This window comes from Paenibacillus sp. Y859, from assembly GCF_056786405.1.
The window spans coordinates 97,452-115,562 of record NZ_JBXCIZ010000011.1 but is presented as its reverse complement, the minus strand read 5'-3'; the positions used below and the strand labels follow the sequence as shown (position 1 = coordinate 115,562).

The 18,111-nt window shown below is 41.4% G+C and carries 18 protein-coding genes; 16 read left to right on the top strand and 2 right to left on the bottom strand.

What is annotated here, in order from left to right:
- The first annotated feature begins 9 nt into the window (after positions 1-9).
- From mutL to glnA, 12 genes are all read left to right on the top strand, one after another.
- Complete coding sequence (gene mutL / locus AC1TO8_RS18880) at positions 10-1,911, top strand: DNA mismatch repair endonuclease MutL (protein ID WP_482057178.1); 1,902 nt, start codon at positions 10-12, stop codon at positions 1,909-1,911.
- 48 nt (positions 1,912-1,959) lie between these two features.
- Positions 1,960-2,739, top strand: coding sequence for a class I SAM-dependent methyltransferase (locus tag AC1TO8_RS18875; protein ID WP_482057177.1), 780 nt, complete (start codon positions 1,960-1,962; stop codon positions 2,737-2,739).
- Positions 2,729-3,688, top strand: coding sequence for a tRNA (adenosine(37)-N6)-dimethylallyltransferase MiaA (gene miaA / locus AC1TO8_RS18870; protein ID WP_482057176.1), 960 nt, complete (start codon positions 2,729-2,731; stop codon positions 3,686-3,688). Before AC1TO8_RS18875 ends, miaA begins: the two co-directional genes overlap by 11 nt.
- 40 nt (positions 3,689-3,728) lie before the next feature.
- Complete coding sequence (hfq, locus tag AC1TO8_RS18865) at positions 3,729-3,968, top strand: RNA chaperone Hfq (RefSeq protein WP_438350972.1); 240 nt, start codon at positions 3,729-3,731, stop codon at positions 3,966-3,968.
- A 123-nt stretch (positions 3,969-4,091) separates the two neighbouring features.
- On the top strand, positions 4,092-6,692 hold the full coding sequence (locus AC1TO8_RS18860; protein ID WP_482057175.1) for a transglycosylase domain-containing protein: 2,601 nt from the start codon (positions 4,092-4,094) through the stop codon (positions 6,690-6,692).
- A gap of 266 nt (positions 6,693-6,958) precedes the next feature.
- Positions 6,959-7,516: a ribonuclease FAU-1 family protein gene (locus AC1TO8_RS18855; RefSeq protein WP_482057174.1), complete on the top strand. Its 558-nt coding sequence runs from the start codon at positions 6,959-6,961 to the stop codon at positions 7,514-7,516.
- Positions 7,513-8,172, top strand: coding sequence for a YdcF family protein (locus AC1TO8_RS18850; RefSeq protein WP_482057173.1), 660 nt, complete (start codon positions 7,513-7,515; stop codon positions 8,170-8,172). Before AC1TO8_RS18855 ends, AC1TO8_RS18850 begins: the two co-directional genes overlap by 4 nt.
- Before the next feature lie 55 nt (positions 8,173-8,227).
- Positions 8,228-9,202 carry an AAA family ATPase gene (locus AC1TO8_RS18845; protein WP_482057172.1) on the top strand — a complete coding sequence of 325 codons (975 nt, stop codon included), beginning with the start codon at positions 8,228-8,230 and terminating at the stop codon, positions 9,200-9,202.
- Between the two features lie 28 nt (positions 9,203-9,230).
- Positions 9,231-10,526: a GTPase HflX gene (hflX, locus tag AC1TO8_RS18840; RefSeq protein ID WP_482057171.1), complete on the top strand. Its 1,296-nt coding sequence runs from the start codon at positions 9,231-9,233 to the stop codon at positions 10,524-10,526.
- 45 nt (positions 10,527-10,571) lie between these two features.
- Positions 10,572-11,825, top strand: a complete 1,254-nt coding sequence (locus AC1TO8_RS18835; RefSeq protein WP_482057170.1) for a methionine gamma-lyase family protein — start codon at positions 10,572-10,574, stop codon at positions 11,823-11,825.
- 80 nt (positions 11,826-11,905) lie between these two features.
- Entirely contained in the window at positions 11,906-12,316 is a 411-nt protein-coding gene (locus tag AC1TO8_RS18830; protein ID WP_482057169.1) for a MerR family transcriptional regulator, read from the top strand.
- A gap of 35 nt (positions 12,317-12,351) precedes the next feature.
- Positions 12,352-13,680: a type I glutamate--ammonia ligase gene (gene glnA, locus AC1TO8_RS18825; RefSeq protein ID WP_482057202.1), complete on the top strand. Its 1,329-nt coding sequence runs from the start codon at positions 12,352-12,354 to the stop codon at positions 13,678-13,680.
- A 762-nt stretch (positions 13,681-14,442) separates the two neighbouring features.
- Here the strand turns inward: glnA and AC1TO8_RS18820 are convergent.
- Together AC1TO8_RS18820 and lexA are read right to left on the bottom strand one after the other, a co-directional pair.
- Complete coding sequence (locus AC1TO8_RS18820) at positions 14,443-15,096, bottom strand: pentapeptide repeat-containing protein (protein WP_482057168.1); 654 nt, start codon at positions 15,094-15,096, stop codon at positions 14,443-14,445.
- Between the two features lie 100 nt (positions 15,097-15,196).
- Positions 15,197-15,823 carry a transcriptional repressor LexA gene (gene lexA / locus AC1TO8_RS18815; RefSeq protein WP_482057167.1) on the bottom strand — a complete coding sequence of 209 codons (627 nt, stop codon included), beginning with the start codon at positions 15,821-15,823 and terminating at the stop codon, positions 15,197-15,199.
- 174 nt (positions 15,824-15,997) lie between these two features.
- Here lexA and AC1TO8_RS18810 point away from each other — a divergent pair, with 174 nt between their 5' ends.
- From AC1TO8_RS18810 to AC1TO8_RS18795, 4 genes are all read left to right on the top strand, one after another.
- A complete protein-coding gene (locus AC1TO8_RS18810; protein WP_482057166.1) occupies positions 15,998-16,366 on the top strand; it encodes a LysM peptidoglycan-binding domain-containing protein in 369 nt (122 codons plus the stop codon).
- Between the two features lie 100 nt (positions 16,367-16,466).
- Positions 16,467-16,670, top strand: a complete 204-nt coding sequence (locus AC1TO8_RS18805; protein WP_482057165.1) for a DUF896 domain-containing protein — start codon at positions 16,467-16,469, stop codon at positions 16,668-16,670.
- A 24-nt stretch (positions 16,671-16,694) separates the two neighbouring features.
- Entirely contained in the window at positions 16,695-17,231 is a 537-nt protein-coding gene (locus AC1TO8_RS18800) for a hypothetical protein (RefSeq protein WP_482057164.1), read from the top strand.
- 24 nt (positions 17,232-17,255) lie between these two features.
- Entirely contained in the window at positions 17,256-18,050 is a 795-nt protein-coding gene (locus AC1TO8_RS18795) for an HAD family hydrolase (protein WP_482057163.1), read from the top strand.
- The last annotated feature ends 61 nt before the right edge of the window (positions 18,051-18,111 follow it).

Here is an 18,111-nt window from a genome sequence, read left to right as displayed (position 1 = left end):
GGAATAGCCATGGCCAAAATTCATGTATTGGACGAGCACATTGCTAACCAGATTGCCGCAGGTGAAGTTGTGGAGCGGCCTGCTTCTGTTGTTAAAGAGCTAGTGGAGAATGCTATTGATGCCGGGAGCACCAAGATTGAAGTCATTATAGAAGAAGGTGGACTGCAAAGCATTCGCATCATGGATAACGGGTCAGGTATTGAACCGGATGATTGTGAAGCGGCCTTTTATCGCCATGCGACAAGTAAAATAACGAATGGACGCGATCTTTTTAACATTACTAGTTTAGGATTCAGAGGTGAAGCGTTAGCGAGTATCGCAGCGGTATCTAAGTTGACGCTAACCACTTCGAGCAATGAGGATGGACTGGGCCGCAAGCTAGTTATTGAGGGCGGAAAGCTAATTGAAAACGAAGATACAGCCTCATCTCGGGGGACTTCTTTTGTCGTGAAGGAATTATTCTATAATACACCGGCAAGGCTTAAATATATGAAAACCATTCAGACAGAACTTGGTCATATTTCAGATTATATGTACCGCATTGCCTTATCTCATCCTGAGATCGGTATTATATTGAGACATAATGAGAATACATTACTACAAACCGTAGGTAATGGGGATCTGTTACAGGTAATTGCCGCAATATACGGAACACAAGCCGCGAAGGCGATGCTTCCATTGCAAGTAGAAGATAAGGATTTCAGTTTGCAAGGATATGTTAGTCGCCCGGAATGGACGCGATCGAATCGGAACGGAATTTCAACGATTGTAAATGGTCGATATATTCGTAGTTATGGCTTGAACCAAGCAATTACGAGAGCCTACCATACGTTATTACCGATCAACCGCTATCCATTAGCTATTCTTTCTCTAACGATGCATCCTTCGATTGTGGATGTGAACGTACACCCGGCCAAGCTTGAGGTGCGTTTCAGTAAAGAAAATGAATTGTATCCTTTCGTTGAACAAGCCATTTATGCTGTGTTACGTCAACAAGTCCTCATTCCACAACCTGTGAAACATCACATTGGTCAAAGTGGGTCATCCTTTATTCAAGAACAGTTCCGGTTTACGAAAGATCAATCTAGTGCTATCGTAGGGCAAGGTTTAAGTGGTCAAGAGGAACGATTGCCTGTTAAGCCTATTTCATCTGTGAATTCTGGATCCGAATGGCCTGTTCGCACAGATGTGAGTTCTCCTATGAGAGAACGTAAAGATCAGAATTATGGAGCAAATAGGGAAATGGGATATCGACCTGCAGAAGTGAAAAATGAGCCCTTCAACCCGGAAGTCTATGCTGCACCAGCAAGTGGTTCGTCTGAACTTCCTCCATTTCCTGAATTAACGCTTATCGGTCAGCATCATGGAACTTACTTAATCGCACAAAACGAAGAGGGGCTTTATTTGATCGATCAACATGCAGCACATGAACGAATCAATTATGAATTTTATTATGAACAATTTGGTCGTCCTGACGATGCTTCGCAGGAGCTTTTACTACCGATAACGTTAGAATTTACGCCTTCGGAGTCTGAGCAGCTGAAACAAAAATTGAATTGGTTCGAACAGGTAGGGGTTTATTTAGAACATTTCGGTGGGCAGACCTTTCGGGTGAGATCACATCCCTACTGGTTCCCTAAGGGAGAAGAGCAGGAAATTATTGAAGAGATGGCAGAGTGGGTCCTTAGTGAACGCATGATTGATTTAGCCAAGTTAAGAGAGAAGTCATCTGTTCTATGCTCATGTAAGGCCTCAATTAAAGCGAATCAAAGGTTGACTCCGTTAGAGTCGGATACTCTCTTAGAACGGTTGGCTGCTTGCAAGCAACCTTACACTTGTCCTCATGGACGACCTATTGTTATTTCGTTCTCGGCTTATGATCTAGAGAAATTATTTAAACGTGTCATGTAGTTAATATAGGGGTTGAAGGATTATTCTTACAGAGGATAGGAGAACATAATGATTATTACGACAGGAAACGCGGCTGGACAACAATTGGTCAAGCGTGCTGAGACTATAGCGGTGGATACAGGGTTTACATATGTGCCGCGTGAGTCAACCTCGTTAACGAAACTGATGGAAAGATCAGGTGAAACAGTAGCCCTTGTAGTCTTAGAGGGTGGCGCGAGATTAGTTAGACCAGATGGTTCTTTGATAGAGTATCATCCGAGTATGGGGTATGTACGGGCGAAGCGTGTAATAAAGGGTGACCCTGATCCGATGTTAGATGCGGCAGGGATGCAGCCAGGTGATTCGGTCCTTGATTGTACAGCCGGGTTAGGAAGCGATTCACTCGTATTTGCAGTGAAGGCTGGATCCGAGGGTCAAGTGACAGCTTTAGAAAGCTCGATCGATATGGCTGTATTGTTGAAAGAAGGATTCGGTCATTATGTAACAGGTATGGAGACGGTCAATCAGGCGATGCGCAGAATAAAAGTGAAACATGGACATCATCTAGATATTTTGCGAGAAATGGCAGATGATAGTGTAGATATCGTATACTTCGATCCTATGTTTCGTGAACCTTTGATGGATTCGGCAGCGATTAATCCTTTACGTGAATTTGCAAATGGGGACGCACTGAGTTTAGATAGTATACAAGAAGCTGTCCGAGTTGCTAGAAAGACTGTCATGCTTAAAGAGAAATGGGGCAGTCCCGAATTTGCTCGACTCGGCTTCCGAATGTTAGAACGTAACCAATCAAAAATCACGTATGGAGTGATATTCCTTGACAACTGAAACTAAACCATCTTTATTGGTACTCCTGGGTCCAACCGCCGTCGGCAAGACAAAGATGAGTATTGAACTAGCTAAATTATTCGGATGCGAAATTATATCGGGTGATTCGATGCAAGTGTATCGCCAGATGGATATAGGTACTGCCAAAATCTCCGTCGATGAAATGGAAGGCATTCCACATCATTTAATAGATATTCACGATCCAGATGAGGCTTATTCAGTCGCAGAGTTCCAAGAACAGTGCCATCGTCTCATTGGAGAAATTCATGGTCGGGGGCGTATCCCTTTTATTGTTGGAGGAACGGGGCTGTATATTGAGTCTGTCTGTTATGGGTTTCAGTTTACTGAAGTTGGTGCTGACGAAGTATTCCGTAGTGAGCAGGTTCAATATGCAGAAAGCTACGGTGCGGAGGCATTACATGATGTATTAAAGCTTGTAGATCCCATCAGTGCAGAGAGATTGCATATGAATGATCAACGTAGAGTGATTCGTGCTTTGGAAATTCACCATTTAACGAATACGACACTATCTGCGCAAATGGCCGCCCAAACGAAAGAGTCTCCCTATGATCTAAGCATCATTGGTTTGACAATGGATAGGCAAATACTATATAAACGAATTGAAGCGCGTATCGATGAGATGATACAACAAGGTTTAGTAGCTGAAGTAACGAATTTAATGAATAAAGGTTTTGACAAGAGTCTGATCTCTATGCAAGGATTGGGTTATAAAGAAGTTATTTCCTTCCTAGAGGGTGAGTTGACATGGGAAGATACGATCACGTTATTGAAGCGGGATACGCGGAGATTTGCAAAGAGGCAGTTGTCTTGGTTCCGCCATATGAAAGATATTTCATGGGTGGATGTAACGGACAAAGAAAACTTTTCCGAGAACTTCGCCCAGATTCATGATATAATAGCAGGAAAGCTTCTTTCAAATAGGGAATAGTTAACAAAGAAAAATAAATGAAACATTGGGGGAACGTTTTATGAACAAATCCATCAACATCCAAGATACTTTTCTAAATCAACTACGTAAAGAGAGCATTTCTGTTACCATATTTTTGGTTAACGGTTTTCAAATCAGAGGTACGATCAAAGCATTCGATAATTTCACGGTTGTTGTGGATAGTGAAGGTCGTCAACAAATGCTGTTCAAACATGCGATATCAACGATTACACCGCAACGTAATGTTTCATTGATGCAAGAACCTCCCACTGTGGGATAAGTCATTGTGAAACCTTTTGGAGTGTTATTACGTTTAAATGAATAGGAAATAGACTGAGCAACCTACTAAGGGTTGTTCTTTTCATTCCAGTACTAGAATGAAGGAGTCAAGGGGGGAATTACAATGGTTCATAAACGACCTACTAGGGCGAATACAAATACAGATCAGCCCAAGAAGAAAAACAAGAGAAAGATATCCAAGAAGAAGATTTTTTGGAGCTTGTTTTTTACAATAGCGATTGCCGTGTTTTGCGCATTAGCAGGATTTCTATATATCACCTTAAGTGGTGAGAAGTTATATATGGAAAATAAGGATAAGCTTATCCCGAATGAAAGCTCGAAATTGTATGATCGTAATGGGAGCTTGATGTACGAATTATCTATTCAGCAAAGCGACCCTGTTGAGAGTGATCAAATCCCTCAGCTATTAAAGGATGCCTTTATCGCAACGGAGGATAAACGTTTCTTGGAGCATAGTGGAGTGGACATTTGGTCCATTGGCCGTGCAGCCGTGAAAGATGTTATGGCAAGGTCTATGGTTGAGGGTGGTAGTACGATTACTCAGCAGCTCGCCAAAAATATATTTCTGACACGTGAGAAGACATTCTTCCGTAAAGCAACCGAAATGTCGATTGCGATGACGTTAGAACGTAAGATGTCTAAAGATGAGATTATTACGATGTATCTTAATCGGATCAATTTCGGTGGTCAAAGATATGGGATCAAGGCTGCATCAGAGTATTATTTTGGCAAGAAGAATTTGAATGATTTGGAGATCTGGCAAATGGCAACTTTGGCGGCAATGCCAAAAGGGCCAACGAAATATAATCCTTTACGAAATCCAGAGTTGTCTATGGAGCGTCGCTCTGTAGTGTTACTGTTGATGGAGGAGCAAGGATATATTACGAGTGCAGAGCGAGAAGAAGCAAAGAATGTAGTGTATGACTACACTCCGCCTGCGAAGAAGCAACAGTATTTAGCCTTCATTGATTATGTGATGAGTGAGGCTGAAGAAATGACCGGATTAACGCAAGATGACCTGAACGTCGGTGGATATAAGATTTATACGACAATGGACACGAATGCGCAGAAGGTTATTGAAAAAGAGTTCGCCGATAGCGATAATTTCGAGAAGAGCCCGGATAATATTCAGGTGCAGGCTTCTATGGTTATTATGAATAATCAGAGTGGGGCTATCGTGGCTCTCATGGGTGGCAGAGATTATGAACGGAAGGGATTTAGTCGCGTTACGGGCAGTCGAAGACAACCGGGATCGGTAATTAAACCAATAGTTTCTTATGCGCCAGCACTAGAATCTGGAGAATATAGTAGTACTTCACTACTTAGTAACATGAAGCAATGTTTCGGTAATTACTGTCCACGTAACTTGAGTGGATATTCGGAAACGATCAGTATGTCTGATGCGATAAAGACCTCCGAGAATATACCGGTTGTATGGTTATTGAATGAAATAGGTGTGAATACCGGCTTTAAGTTTGCACAGAAATTAGGAATAACGTTAGAGCCAGAAGATAAGAACTTGTCTTTAGCGCTGGGTGGTCTTAATTCAGGTACCAATACGCTAGAGATGGCTCAGGCTTTTAGCGCATTCGCGAATGATGGCATTTTGAATGAAGCTTATTCAATCAAAATCATTAAGGATAGTAAAGATAAAGTTAAATATGAGCGTAAGCAGAATGGTAAAGAAGTGATGAGTAAGGACACTTCTTCTCAAATGACAGAAATGTTGCAGAATGTTGTAGTTAGTGGTACGGGTAAAAGAGCAGCAATAAGTAGACCGGTTGCAGGGAAAACAGGCACAACTCAGAGTGGTATTAAGGGGAATAGTGGTAACCGTGATGTGTGGTTTGTAGGTTACACACCTGAACTCACTGCAGCAGTGTGGATGGGATATGACCAACCTGATGCAACACATATGCTCAAGAAGGGCAGTTCTGTAGCTTCAACCTTTTGGGGAAAAGTGATGGAACAGGCGGTGCAAGGGTTCGATCCGTTAAGTTTCTCGGCTCCTGAAAAGGCGAAAGAGCCAATACCCGAACCAGAACCAGAGATGGCTCTGGTAGTTACAGGATTAAATGGCTCATATGATCCGAATACACAAATTGTGTCGCTGAATTGGAATGGTATAGAAGATAGTAATGTTCAGTATCGTCTGTACCGTAAAGAATCTTCCGAGGCAGATTTTAGAATAGTTGTGGAAGCTACATCATCAAGTGGTGTAGAGGATTTCGACACGATCGAAGGACTTTCTTACGAATATTACGTTACAGCATTTCTCGCAGATGATAACGTGGAATCAGAGAAATCTAATATTGTTCAGATCGTGACCGCGCCTGAAGAACCTATCGAGGAGCTTCCCGAGCTACCAGACGTTGATCAACAACCAGATAACGGTAACGGAAACGAGAATGGCAATGGGAACGGACACGGTAATGGAAATGAGAACGGCAACGGTAATGGTAATGGTAATGGCAACGGAAATGGCAACGGCAACGGTAATGGACACGGCAATGGACACGGCAATGGGAATGGTGGTCCTGGCGTCGAAACGCCACCTGTGAATGAGGGTGAAATCATTCCACCCGCTGAGGAGGTAACTCCTGTTGATCCGGAAGGAGGAGGTGTTGGGGAAACGACATCTCAAGATCGAGGCCGTGATACTACTATAGGTGATTACGTAATTCCAGAGACGACATCTCCATAAGAGGAAGTTTAATAAGTTATCTTTTTAACTCGCACTATCAGTAATATGATATGCAAATAGTGACACATGATCCTGACGGTAAGATTTCCGTCAGGATTTTTTCTTTTCAGAGTAGGACATATGGTGGTATGCTGTATAATTAAGCTATAAAAGATGACTTTTTGAACAACCTCTAAAAGAGACGGTTTGAATAGTATGGCTCTTTTTTGAGTGTGAATCACATATGTGATAAGCTGTAGCTAACATAGTTGGAGAGGGAAATTTCCATGAAACGTAAATTTGGAGATCGTGCGAACTGGCGAAGAATCTCACGCCGCCGCTTTACCTGCCGGTATGTAGAATCCGACAGGTTTACAGGCTATATTACGTTGTATACCATTTATAATCTGAAGGAACCGCTATGGAAAACGTATGGCAAACACACGTGTCGGATTGCTGATAAGGGATATTCTTGGCTACAATATTATCCAAAGAACAGTCATTATATTGTCACTGCTATGTTTGATGAGCGAGAAGAAATTATTCAATGGTATATTGATACATGCAAAATACAAGGAGTTACCGATCAAGGCGTACCTTGGTTTGATGATTTGTATTTAGATGTTGTCGTGCTTCGAAATGGTGAAGTATTCCTTCTAGATGAAGACGAGTTGGATGATGCATTGCGACGAAAAGATATTACAGAAGAGGATTATCGATTAGCTGTATCAACAGCAAAGAACCTATTGGATGAGATTGATAATCAGAAATTCCCTTACTTCTTGATGTCATTAGAACATCGTAAACAATTGTTTGAGAACGATGAGTTCAGGAGGAATTCATGATTCGGAATCATAGTAGAAATATGAATGGGTTCAAGAGGATTGTTATCACGATTGCCGTAATCTTCTTCTTGATTCTAATGTGGTCAGGCTATGCATTATGGAAGATTAATTCTGTGCAATCATCTGATGCGAGTCAATCTGCGGAAGTTGGTATCATCCTTGGTTCTTCTATGTGGGGCGATGTGCCGAGCCCTAGTCTTAAGGAAAGACTGGATCATGGACTAAAGCAGTATAATGAAGGTAAGTTTGATTGGTTTATCGTAAGTGGGGGACTGGACCAGCCTGAATTCAATTTCACTGAAGCTGAAGGTATGCGCCAATATTTACTAGATCATGGTGTATCCGATGAAGTCATTATGATGGAGAATGAGGCAACGAGTACATTGGAGAATTTGAAATTTAGCCAACTAATTATGAATCAGCATGGATGGTCCTCAGCAATCATTATTACACATACATACCATGGGATGCGTGCATTCGAAATAGCAGAACATTTGGATTACGCTCATCCTTTACTGTCAACGACGGATTCGAAGGTTCTTTCGATGTCTTATCATAAGAGCAGAGAGATTCTGGCATATTCAAAGTGGAAGCTAGATGAATGTTTGTTAAAGCTTGGGTTTAAATCGTTGAAATCTGTTAATAACCCCAAGTAAAGTAGAATACATTGAATAGAGATATCATCCCAGTAGATAATGAGGTGATGGATGCATGAGCGGGCGTGTCGTCGCATCAAACGGCAAGGCTGATGGCAGACCATCTAGACAAATCAATGTTGTTTTACGTAGCCAGGATGCACCTGTGCTGACTAAAGTGGTGTCTGATCGCGAGAACCCCAAGGTTCCAAAAGTAACCCCTGAACAAGGGTTATACCAAGAAATTCAGCGAGATCTGGAACAACTTGTGGGTTTGGATAACATCAAAGAGTTGGTTTTTGAAATTTTTGCGTTGCTTCAGGTGGCGGTTATGCGTGCAGATGCGGGATTGGCAAGTGGTTCTCAAGTCTATCATATGATTTTTAAAGGGAACCCCGGAACAGGAAAGACAACCGTTGCGAGAATTATAGCTAAACTATTTCAGAAGATGGGTGTGCTAACTAAAGGGCATTTAATTGAAGTTGAGCGTGCGGATTTAGTTGGTGAATACATTGGTCATACGGCTCAGAAGACGAGAGATCTCGTGAAAAAGGCTTTAGGTGGCATTCTTTTTATTGATGAGGCGTATAGCTTGGCTCGTGGCGGGGAAAAGGACTTCGGTAAAGAGGCGATCGATACATTAGTAAAATCAATGGAAGACCAAAAGAACCAATTTATTCTTATCCTTGCTGGATATTGCGATGAGATGGATACCTTTTTGCAGACCAATCCTGGGCTTCCTTCGAGATTCCCAATACAGGTCGATTTCTCTGATTATACGGTGGATCAACTCATTCAGATCTCAGAACTTATGGCAAAAGATAGAGATTATATTCTAATGCCACAGGCGATACTAAAATTAAGGCAACATATTGTACTAGAGAAGACGGAAGGTTTACATGCGTTTAGTAATGCAAGATATGTTCGTAATATGATTGAGAAGTCGATTCGAAATCATGCTGTAAGGCTTTTGAATCAATATGAGAACAGTAACCCAGGCAAGCAAGAGTTGATGACTTTACGTACGGAAGATTTCAGGTTCAATCTATGATTTAGCAGATAAAGGGGCAATTAAATTTATGGCAAACACCATCACGTTTGATACAGAAGCGGAAATACAAGCACGTGCAGTCCTAGTAAGTCTAGTGACAGATGAGGTAAAAAGAAAAGGAATCGACCCAGAGCATTCTTTACATGAATTAATTCAATTAGCCGAAACAGCAGGTGTAGAAGTGGTGGATTCCCTAAGTCAGAATCTTGCCAAAAAGGATCCTAAATTTTTCATTGGTAAAGGTAAAGTAGATGAACTTCGGATGATTATGGAGGAGAATGACGCCAATACAGCTATATTTGACCATGAGCTATCCGGAGCACAGGTTCGGCATTTAGAAGAAATGTTAGATGCTAAAATTATCGACAGGACGCAGTTGATCCTTGATATTTTTGCCCAAAGAGCGAATACGCGTGAGGGTATTATTCAGGTTGAACTGGCACAGTTAACTTATCTACTGCCACGTCTATCCGGGCAGGGTCAGAATCTTTCACGTCTAGGTGGCGGTATTGGGACTAGAGGGCCGGGAGAAAGTAAACTAGAAACGGACAGACGCCATATACGAGGTCGTGTAGATGATTTGAAGCATCAATTAGATGAGATTACCCGTCATCGCAAGCTGTATCGCGAACGTAGAAAGAAAAGTGAAGTGGTTCAAGTCGCACTTGTTGGTTATACGAATGCGGGTAAATCTACCTTGCTCAAACAATTAACGGATGCTGACGTATATATTCAAGATCAATTGTTCGCTACTTTAGATCCTACCTCACGTGTGTTAGAATTACCTACTGGTAAGGAAGTCGTACTTACGGATACTGTAGGATTCATTCAGAATTTACCCCATGACCTGATTGCAGCGTTTCGTTCTACGTTGGAGGAAGTGAATGAGGCAACATTGATCCTTCATGTGGTGGATGCGTCATCCGATATGAGAGAAGATCAGATGGCTGTCGTTCAATCTATCCTTGAAGATTTAGGGGCATCGAACAAACCACAAATCGTTCTCTATAATAAGAAGGATGCTTGTACACCGGAACAACTGCAAATGCTGAATTCGGGTGAAGGGTATTTAAAGATTAGTGCGTTCGATGAAACGGATTTATTAGCGATACGTGATGCGATTCAGACGACTCTGAAGGGGGATACTTTAACTTTTCGTATTCCTGCAAATCGTGGAGATATAGTGTCACTCTTGTATCGTGTTGGTGAGGTCACTGATCAGGAGTTCGATGGTAGTGATTCACTCTATACGGTTCTGCTTCATAAGGCCGATTATGAGAGAGAAGGCTATTTGCTACAAGAATATATTGAGACATTAAAGTGAAGTAACTAGAAGAGAATGAAGACAGCAAGGGAGAATTGAAAAGAAATGGCAAGATTTACGGAAGAATTGGAACAGTATATGATTTCGGTGGAAGAACAGATTAAAGATCAGGTGCAAGCAGTTGATCGCATAGTGGATTTGAATCAGTGGAAAGTGATTGATGCATTCCAAACCCATAAAGTCAGCGATTATCATTTCGCTGGCTCTACAGGTTATGCCTATAATGATCGTGGTCGCGAAGTTTTAGATTTAGTATATGCAGATGTATTTGGGGCTGAAGCAGCACTTGTTCGGCCTCATTTTGCATCGGGTACTCATACTATTTCGACAGCTTTATTTGGTGTGTTACGCCCAGGTGATGAATTATTTTATATTACAGGACGGCCTTATGATACGCTTCATAAGGTTATAGGTGCAGCGGGCGATGGTTTGGGTTCCTTATTAGATTTCGGGATTACATATAGAGAAGCCGCATTGTTAGAGGATGAGAGTGTGGATTGGGATGCTGTTGAGAAAGGGATAACAGCATCAACCAAAGTGATTGGAATCCAACGTTCTAGGGGATATGATTGGCGTGCCTCATTCTCGGTGGAGCAAATTGGGGAAATGGTTCGACGTGTCAAGGCGATTAATCCAGAACTCATTGTATTTGTTGATAACTGCTATGGAGAATTTACAGAAGAATATGAACCAACAGATGTGGGTGCCGACCTAATAGCAGGATCTTTAATCAAGAACCCTGGTGGTGGCATAGCGGAGACGGGTGGATATATTTGTGGCAAGAGAGAATATGTAGATCAAGCATCTTATCGTCTGACCGCACCGGGAATTGGTAGTGAGGTAGGAGCGATGATGGGAACGACACGAGGGATTTATCAAGGCCTATTCTTGGCCCCTACTATTGTAGGACAGGCTATTAAAGGTAGTGTATTTGCTGCGGCTATGTTTGAGAAATTTGGATTTGTTACGAAACCAGCTTGGAACGAGAAGCGAACGGATCTCATTCAGGCGATTTCTTTTACAGGACCAGAGCATTTAATCGCATTTGTTCAAGGTATTCAGCGTGCTGCAGCGGTAGATAGTTATGTCGTTCCTGAGCCATGGGAGATGCCTGGGTATGAACATCCTGTTATTATGGCTGCCGGTACATTTATTCAAGGTGGAAGCTTGGAATTATCAGCAGATGCACCTATTAGAGAACCTTATATTGCTTATATGCAGGGTGGATTGACCTACGCTCATGTGAAGTACGGGGTGCTTAAGGCACTACAAATGATGATCGATAAAAAACTTGTGTGAGCTTACCTGACATTCTATTGACACTAGAAAATGCGGTATGTAGAATGATAGATATTAGATCACTGGAAGGTTGATGAATCATGGGTGATGATATTCGTAGGAATATGGCATTATTCCCAATTGGTATCGTAATGAAACTGACTGATTTATCTGCACGACAGATTCGTTACTATGAAGAACATGAATTGATCGTTCCAGCTCGCACAGCTGGTAATCAACGGTTGTTTTCTTTTAATGACGTGGGAAGATTGCTTGAGATTAAGGCGCTTATTGAGAAAGGTGTTAATATCGCGGGCATGAAGCAAGTCATGAAGCCCTTTACGAAGGAATCTGATGAGGCTACAGTCATTACACTCGATACTGGAATTAAACGTGGAGGATTATATGATTCACAACTTCATCGTGATCTTAAGCAAGAACTTTCAGAAAATAGGAGACCGGGTCGAGGCTCCTTAATTAAAGGAGAATTATCCCGATTTTTTGATAAATAATGTATAATATTCTATTTGCGAAGGGCGAGGGTACTGTGGGTTATACCAAAGAAGCAATCCTTAAAATGGCTAAGGAACAGAACGTAAGATTTATTCGTTTACAATTTACTGATTTGCTAGGATCAATCAAGAATGTGGAGATTCCTGTAAGTCAGCTCAAGAAAGCTGTAGATAACTTAATGATGTTCGACGGATCTTCGATTGAAGGTTACGCGCGGATTGAAGAATCAGATATGTATTTATATCCCGATCTTGATACTTGGGTGGTATTCCCATGGGTAGCGGAAGAGCGTGTTGCTCGTTTAATTTGTGACATCTATATGCCTGACGGAACTCCATTTGCTGGGGACCCACGTGGTATCTTGAAACGTTGTTTGAGAGAAGCGGAAGAAATGGGTTATTCGTCCATGAAAGTGGGTCCAGAACCTGAATTTTTCTTATTCAAAACAGATGCACAAGGTAATCCAACGATGGAGCTAAATGATAAAGCTGGATATTTCGATCTTGCACCTTTGGATCTTGGTGAGAACTGTCGACGTGAGATCGTTCTAACTCTTGAAGAAATGGGCTTCGAAGTTGAAGCATCACATCATGAAGTTGCGCCTGGACAACATGAGATTGACTTCAAATACGAAGATGCTGTTAAAGCCGCTGATCAGATTCAGACGTTTAAACTGGTCGTCAAGACGATCGCACGCGAACATGGGCTTCATGCAACCTTTATGCCTAAGCCGCTTTATGGAGTGAGTGGATCGGGTATGCACTGTCACCAATCTCTATTCAATGGCAAAGAGAATGCATTCTACGATGAGACCGATGAATTAGGGTTGAGCAGTACAGCACGTTATTATATGGCAGGTATTCTAAAGCATGCACGTGCTTTTGCAGCCATCACCAACTCAACTGTGAATTCATATAAACGTCTTGTACCTGGATACGAAGCTCCGTGTTATGTAGCTTGGTCTGGTAGCAACCGTAGCCCAATGATTCGTATTCCTGCTTCACGTGGTCTTAGTACACGTGTGGAAGTACGTAACCCGGATCCAGCAGCTAATCCATATCTAGCTCTTGCTGTTATGTTGAAAGCTGGACTGGACGGAATCAAGAATGAGCTTGAATTGCCTGCTCCAGTTGACCGTAATATATATGTCATGTCAGAAGAAGAGCGGATTGAAGAGGGAATTCCAAGCTTACCTGCAGATTTGAAGGAAGCTTTGAATGAGATGATCCGCAGTGAAGTGATTACCTCCGCACTCGGAGATCATGCCCTTGCTTACTTCTATGAGTTGAAAGAAATTGAATGGGATATGTACCGCACACGAGTTCATCAATGGGAACTTGATCAATATATGACGATGTACTAATCCGTGAAACCCTTGAGGCTCTAAGCTTCGGGGGTTTTTATTTTTGGGGCATATGGTGGGGATTGTCCTTACGATCGCTGTTGCCCTCTGATTTCTTGATTATATACCGCTATAGCGGTTGAAATCAGAGGGCAAAGCATAGGCTTCCGAAGTAGCTTTCCAACGGAAAGCTTGTTGGCGAACGCTATCGCTTCTTCAGGACAATTCCGTCATCTTTGCTGCTTCGTACTTCTCCACTTCACCCGACCCAATCCCACTTATTAGGAACTTAAGACCGCGGAATCAGCAGGAGACATTCTTCCTACCTACTTGTTGAGGTGGTTGTCATATTCCTGCGAAAGCGCAGGCTTTATACCACACGTCAGTTGGTGTTGTTCTATAGCGCGATAGTAAGTAGTCAAGTGATGATTGTAGTGTTGAGCCATTTTCTATGTAGAAACTCTGGAGATGAAACGTATGTTCTGTTTTCTGGTAAAAAGAAAAGCCCATAAGGGCGAGATTATATTTGAACGTGATTAATATTATGTTGAACTACCTATCCGAGAATTCATTTGTTTCAGTTCTTCTAATACTTGACTTAATATTTGATCGCTCATTGTGTATCTCCTGAAATAAGTGATCCCCATCAGCTAGGGTATTTGCTAGCTCATGCTTATAAAGTTAATAAAGGAACAGTGTGGGTGTGAGCAATTTGCGAATTTGACTGAAGGAGACTTATTAAGGAAAAAGAAAAGGTGCATATCTGATCTAACCCGCCTAATCCTACTGGTTAATCACCAGACCTAATAAGCCTGCAAATACATAAGCTTGTTCTTTAGAAATAATGCAATTCTTTAAATCCTCTAGGTTGATACTTAAGGAAGAAAACTCACAGGTGCTGAAGTCTATTCCTTTATGCTTTGAGCCAGAGAATTGAGATTGATCAAGATTAGTTCTGTGAAAATTCACATGTTCTAAAGTAGAATAACAATAATCTGAGCTAGAAAGGGAGCAGTCTTCCATGTTAACCGATTTCATATTGGAAAAACGGAAATTTGCAAAATCCCCTAAGCAGTGTTGAAATAGAACGTTTCGAAGTGTAGTTTCTGATAAATCTAATCCAATGAGTTTACAATTTCTGAATTCTGTTCTGTGTATGCTTGCATTGCTGAAATCTGTATTAGAAAGATCACAGTTATCAAAGATGACGTCGGTCAGTTCGAGGTACATGAATGATGATTGAGAAAAGTCTACATTTCTAAAAATAACCTCATCGAATGTCACTCGCTGAAGCGTTTTACTATCTAAAGAGCAATCCTGGAACACACCTCGTTCGATACAATCCTCGGATTGTATATCTAATGATAGAGAGGGGAGGTCCGTCATTGCTTGAGATATTTTAGGTAATTCAATTTTTAAAGTTTTCTTCTTACTCATATGTTAAATTCTCCTTATACAAAGAAAAGGATACAGCGCATGATAAGCAACCGTATCCTTTTCTAATAGTTATCATGATTAATAATGGCAATGTACGAGTTCAGTGAATGTCACGGAAGAGACCAACAACTTTACCAAGGATCGTAACATGATTCAAACGTAAAGGTGGATATGTTGGATTCTCCGGTTGAAGCCTAATATGGTCTTTCTCTTTGTAAAAAGTCTTGACCGTGGCTTCATCTTCTTCAGTCATGGCAACGACGATATCACCATTATTAGCCGTTTGCTGTTGGCGAACAATGACCATATCCCCATCATGTATTCCGACTTCAATCATACTATCACCCATTACGTTGAGCATGAATACCTTCTCATCACCTACAAAATGTTGTGGTAGAGGGAAATAATCTTCTATATTCTCTGTTGCCGTAATGGGAACACCCGCAGTCACCTTCCCAACAACGGGAACACGAGCTACAGTATGACTAAACTGATGTTGGTTCTCGGAATCATCCTGACCTAATATTTCAATTGCGCGCGGTTTAGTTGGATCCCTCCGAATAAGACCTTTCTTCTCTAGACGGTCCAAGTGTCCATGAACAGTTGAACTAGAAGCTAATCCAACCGCTTCTCCGATCTCCCGCACAGATGGTGGATATCCCTTAGTGCGTACTTCGCTACGTATGAATTCTATTATTGCTTGTTGTCGGCTAGATACCTTAGACATATTGTTCCACCTCATTAAAGTTACTTTGTGAAATTATAACATAGAACTACCGTTCGCACAAACGTAGGTTCTAAACTTTTCAGAACATTTGTTCTAAAAAGTGTTGAACAAAACAAGTGTTCGTGTTATAGTGATTTTAATAACAAGAACAAACGTTTGGGAGATGAGTTTATTATGTTGAGATACAGTACTTATGAGAGTATTTACAAAACTACGAATGAAAGAAACACACATACATATTTATGGAGAGATCGGGTGAAATCGATAGTACCACGTTCATTTGTTAAGATATCAATTTGGCTGTTACTAATAGTAGCTGTAGGTTCCTCTGGAATGATTCAGGCCTTTGCTAATTCTGCTGAGGAAGAGCGAGTCGAGAAGAATGTTATCGTACTGTATGGAGATACACTTTGGAGTGTTGCTGTTCAAGAGAAACCAACGAATATGGATACACGGGTTTATATTAAAAAACTGAAACAATTAAATGGATTAACGAGTGGTAATATCATGGCTGGAGAGGTACTGAAGCTGCCCGTATATTAAATATTATTACATCTATAGAGCTTGGTGGGGTGAACTCCTTGACAAGCTCTTTTTATCATGTCAAAGTTAATACTGATATTTATGAATGGAGGACAGTTTTATGGATATTGACAACGTGATAGAACGGATTAACGAACTTGCCCGTAAGAAGAAAACTGAGGGTCTAACGGAGGATGAATTGCAAGAACGGGTTGCTCTTCGTGAGATGTACCTTCAGAACATTCGTAGAAATGTTCGAGATCAATTGGATTCCATTGAATTCGTAGAGGAAGACACGGAATCGGTAAAGGATAGATTACAATAATCCACATCATTAGGAGGCTAAAGTATGTCACGTTCTTGGGAGAGAATGGTTCAAAAGAATCGAACAGAGCTTAATAAGCAACGCAAGAAACAAGGTCAATCAGGTATGATTAAGCATGGTGTCATCGTGAACGGCGATACATATAAAGGGCGTAAATATGTGTTTCCTATTGTTCTGATCATGTTAGCTATATTATATGCACTTCTTGGATGGGCATCGAGTACATTGCCCGAACAAGAACAAACAGCAACTACTAGTCCAGTAATGACATGGGTTGTCACGATCGCTTATATCGCATTGGCGGTCATACTTTACTTGAGACGTCCTTACTTACAAGTAAATAAAGATAATTTACAAACGACAAAGCTAAGTCGAGTTCGTACATTAACTGCATCCAGTATAGCTAAAATTAAAGTTAATAGGGGATCGGTTGTCATTGAGCCGAAAGCTAAGGGAGCTAATTGGGTGTTCACTCGTCTAATTAATCGGTACGATACTAAGGCGATGGGTGAAGGTTTGGAACGATTTGCGAAGGATAACAATATTCCTATTGAAAAGTAATGGGTGAGGGAGAGAGTTAGAGATATGTCGATAAAAGCTGTTATTTTTGACTTGGATGATACTCTGTTGTGGGATGAACGCAGTGTGTTGGAGTCTTTTGAAGCTACATGTAAGAGGGCTGCTGAAGTTTCAGGCATCGATCATGTTGCGCTTGAAGAAGCCGTTCGAAGTGAAGCGAGGGCATTATATGAATCGTATGATACATTTCCTTTCACTACTAAGATCGGTATCAATCCTTTTGAAGGGCTGTGGGCGAATTTTACTGCAGGGGAACAATCTGAATTTCGACAGTTAGAACAAATAGTTAAGGTGTACCGTAAAGATGCATGGCAACGTGGTCTTTTGAAAATGGGTATAGATGATGACAATTTAGCTCTTGAACTTTCTGACCAATTCGCTGCAGAAAGACGTTCTCGTCCGCATGTGTATGACGAAACATTTCATGTGCTTAAGGAATTGCGCGGACAAGTGAAATTGCTTCTACTAACGAATGGTTGTCCGGCATTGCAACAAGAGAAGCTGGATGGGGTTCCGGAGTTGGCTCCTTATTTTGATGGAATTGTGATTTCTGGAAGCTTTGGTATAGGTAAGCCCGATGTGTCTATATTTAATCACGCGTTATCTATACTTGAAGTGAACAATGACGAAGCGCTCATGGTAGGCGATAAATTAACGACAGATATCCGTGGCGGCCTTGCAGCTGGCATCCAAACAGTATGGATCAATCGTACAGACCGACCGACAGATCCTGAGATTACACCAGACTTTGAGATAGAGCATTTGTCAGAGTTGCATAAGATTATTGAGAGACTCTCATAAATCGACACAAAAAGCCTTTTCCCTGCTTCAACAGCAGACGAAGAGGCTTTTTTATGTTAAT